Source organism: Planktothrix sp. (assembly GCF_046067725.1).
Classification (GTDB): Bacteria; Cyanobacteriota; Cyanobacteriia; order Cyanobacteriales; family Microcoleaceae; genus Planktothrix.
The window spans coordinates 1-3039 of record NZ_JBJUDF010000125.1; the positions used below are offsets into that span (position 1 = coordinate 1).

Here is a 3039-nt window from a genome sequence, read left to right on the forward strand (position 1 = left end):
AAACGTTGGCGTTGGGTACTTCACTACGACTAATTCCTGCAACCTTAAATCACACTGGCAGCAACGGATTTTTGACTAACATTAGAGCGTCTACCATTAGACTCTAAAGCTTCCCCTTCAATAAAGGAACGCAACATCCAAGCCATTTGTTCATGTTGCTCCATTAATCCTGTTAGGAAATCGGCTGTTCCTGCATCATGAAATTCTTCCGCACATTGATCAATATGTTCCCGAAGATTGCGAATAATTTGTTCATGATCATTCACTAATCGTTGAACCATTTCGGTTGTGTTTGGCAGATCTCCTGCGTGTTCTTCAATGGAGGACAGTTTTAAAAATCCTTCCGCCGTACCCACCGGATAACCCCCTAACATCCGAACTCGCTCCGCAGTCGCATCAATATTTTCAGTTAAAGCTTCATAATGTTCTTCCCACAGTTGATGCAGGCTACGAAATTGTGGCCCAACAACATCCCAATGGAATTTCTTGGTTTTGATTAACAGCAGATACATATCAGATACATCTGCATTTAATAAATTGATAACGCCTTGCAATTGCTCTTCAGTTAAACCAATATTCAACTTCGGCATAATTTCTAATCTCCTGTTTAATCTACGAACCTCTTTTCTATTCAAACGAGTTCTGTTTCTTCTAAACATCTACCTTGTGAGAGAACTATAAAAATTCAAACTTCTAAATGGGTTGATTCCGAATTTAACTCTCTCTCAAGATAGATTCTGAAAACAAGTTGAGCTTAATCATTCCATCAAGATTTAAAGTTAAATATGACTCTAAAATCGAACTCGACAAAGTTAAAGGACTCCCAATAAATATGAATCCCTCGCAGGATAGATGAATAAAATGATCAAAACTGATTAAAGTTTAAACTGTTAATAAACGCTGTTTTGAATATTATTTTCCTGAGCAAAGCAGTTTGTAAACTTTATTGTTGGAGACTAATAATCATGAGTGCTAAACAAAAAGGAAAAGCCACTCTAAAAAATGTTGAAGGGAAAGTCCAAGAAGCAGCAGGAAACGTGACTGAAGATCCCGAAGATCAAGCTGAAGGAAAAATCAAGCAAGCTGAAGCTTCTGCACAACATACAGTGGAGAATGCTAAGGATGCGGTTAAAAAACAAATTGATAAACATTAATTAGGTTTTGTTTAAGTGTTCATCCGTGTAAAACCGATTTGATTTCGTCTAGGTAACTGAACTCAGTTACCTAGACCTGTTGTGTATACATGAAATTCTTTCGATTGAACGGATTTCCATTGATGGCAAATTGATCAAGAGATTCCCTTCCCATTCTTAACTGCTTGATATTGATGAGTTTAGTCTAATCCCAACTGAATTTACTATCCCTGGTTTTTGAGAATTGAGTTGTGTTACACGGTGTACATCCGAAGTCTATTGAGTTGTGTTAAGGTATTTTTTAGATTTCCAGTAATCGTTACCTGACTTTCTCTCTGAAGCCAATTAAATTGGATCAACAATTGTACATTTTCCAGAGCTAGACGGTAGAAATTTCGGTCAAATCAGATTCAATTGACTGAACTGTATCCAACTAGCTCCTGTTTCCCCCTTTACTCATTCCTGAACCTACAGTTGTGATTTTATTCATTATTTTGACCAGTTTAGTCTTAGTTGCTTTAGGATGGGCTTGGCAACAAAGACAATTAGCCTTGGGCTGGAAAACAAGTGCCACTGAATTACAGTCAATGGTAGAACAAATTGACTGTATAATTATTGGTTTATCTGTGGATTACCGCATCCAAGAATGGAATGCAAGCGCAACAAAACGTTATGGGTGGCAACGTCATGATGTTAGGGGTAAAAATTACTTAGAGCTTGGTGTTCCATCCTCGATACAGGAAGACTTTGTAGCTCGTTGTGAATCTGTTTTAACAACAAAACAATCCGCCCAGTTTCAACAGTTACTGTCCACACCCAATGGGGGAGAAGAGTTCATTCACTGGAAGATTAATCCTTGGTTAAATCTTCAAGGTGAAACCTTGGGTTTACTGCTCAATGGTTATGCAGAAGCTCCCAACTTACACTGGGAAAACAAGATGATTACCCTGAGAGATATCATTTCTCAATTTCCCGTAGCTATTGCTATTTTTGATAGCCAAATGCGCTATTTAGCTTATTCTAAAGTTTGGCTATCGCAATATAATTTACAAGGACAATCCTTGTTCGGGAAAAGTCATTATGAAGTTTTTCCTGATCTTAAATTAGAGTGGAAGATAGCTCATCAAAAAGCACTTCAAGGGGAAACAGTTTCTCAATTAGAAGATACTTGGGAACGGGAAAATGGCTCCAAAATACAGCAGAGTTGGGTGATTCAACCTTGGTATAAAACTCCCCATGAAATCGGAGGTTTAATTTTAGCGACAACACCGATTAGCGAACTGATTAAAGAGCGAGAATCAGCTTTACAATCCGCTCAATCGAAGTCCCATTTTCTAGCTCAAATGAGCCATGAAATTCGCACACCGATGAACGGCGTTCTAGGAATGGTTGAATTACTATTAGAAACTCAACTGACTCCTCAACAACGGGATTATACCTCAACGATTTATTGCAGTGCTCAACATTTATTGACCGTTATTAATGAAATTCTGGATTTTTCTAAACTAGAAGCGGGTGAAACTCGTTTAGCAATAGCGAATTTTGATTTAGATACCTGTATTGAAACCGTGATTGATTTATTAACGGTTAAAGCGGAAGAAAAGAACTTAGATTTAATTGTCTTGATTGATAGCTATTTACCTCGACAACTTAAAGGAGATGCCTTACGTTTGCATCAAATTTTATTGAATCTTATTAGTAATGCAATTAAATTTACCGAAATTGGAACTATTATTTTAAGAGTGACAAGTTTGGCAGAGAATGCTGATAAAGTTAAAATTAATTTCTCCGTTAAAGATACCGGAATTGGCATTCATCCAGACTTACATCCTCAAATTTTTAAACCTTTTTCTTCCGCTAGTTCTGTTACAAACCGTCAATATAGCGGCACAGGATTAGGACTCTC

At 37.3% G+C, this 3039-nt stretch carries 3 protein-coding genes; 2 read left to right on the forward strand and 1 reads right to left on the reverse strand.

Features of this window, described 5'->3' with window-relative positions:
* Positions 1-44: 44 nt before the first annotated feature.
* Entirely contained in the window at positions 45-590 is a 546-nt protein-coding gene (locus ACKPEB_RS07010; RefSeq protein ID WP_408964145.1) for a Dps family protein, read from the reverse strand.
* A 375-nt stretch (positions 591-965) separates the two neighbouring features.
* On the opposite strand from ACKPEB_RS07010, the gene ACKPEB_RS07015 reads away from it, so the two are divergent.
* On the forward strand, positions 966-1154 hold the full coding sequence (locus ACKPEB_RS07015; protein WP_408964146.1) for a CsbD family protein: 189 nt from the start codon (positions 966-968) through the stop codon (positions 1152-1154).
* A 473-nt stretch (positions 1155-1627) separates the two neighbouring features.
* On the forward strand, positions 1628-3039 hold a 1412-nt coding region (locus ACKPEB_RS07020; RefSeq protein WP_408964147.1), incomplete at its 3' end, for a PAS domain-containing protein.

Bases quoted from the DNA above. Each gene is read 5' to 3' on its own strand.
- ACKPEB_RS07010 (WP_408964145.1), bottom strand. From the start codon at position 590: ATGCCGAAGTTGAATATTGGTTTAACTGAAGAGCAATTGCAAGGCGTT.
- ACKPEB_RS07015 (WP_408964146.1), top strand. From the start codon at position 966: ATGAGTGCTAAACAAAAAGGAAAAGCCACTCTAAAAAATGTTGAAGGG.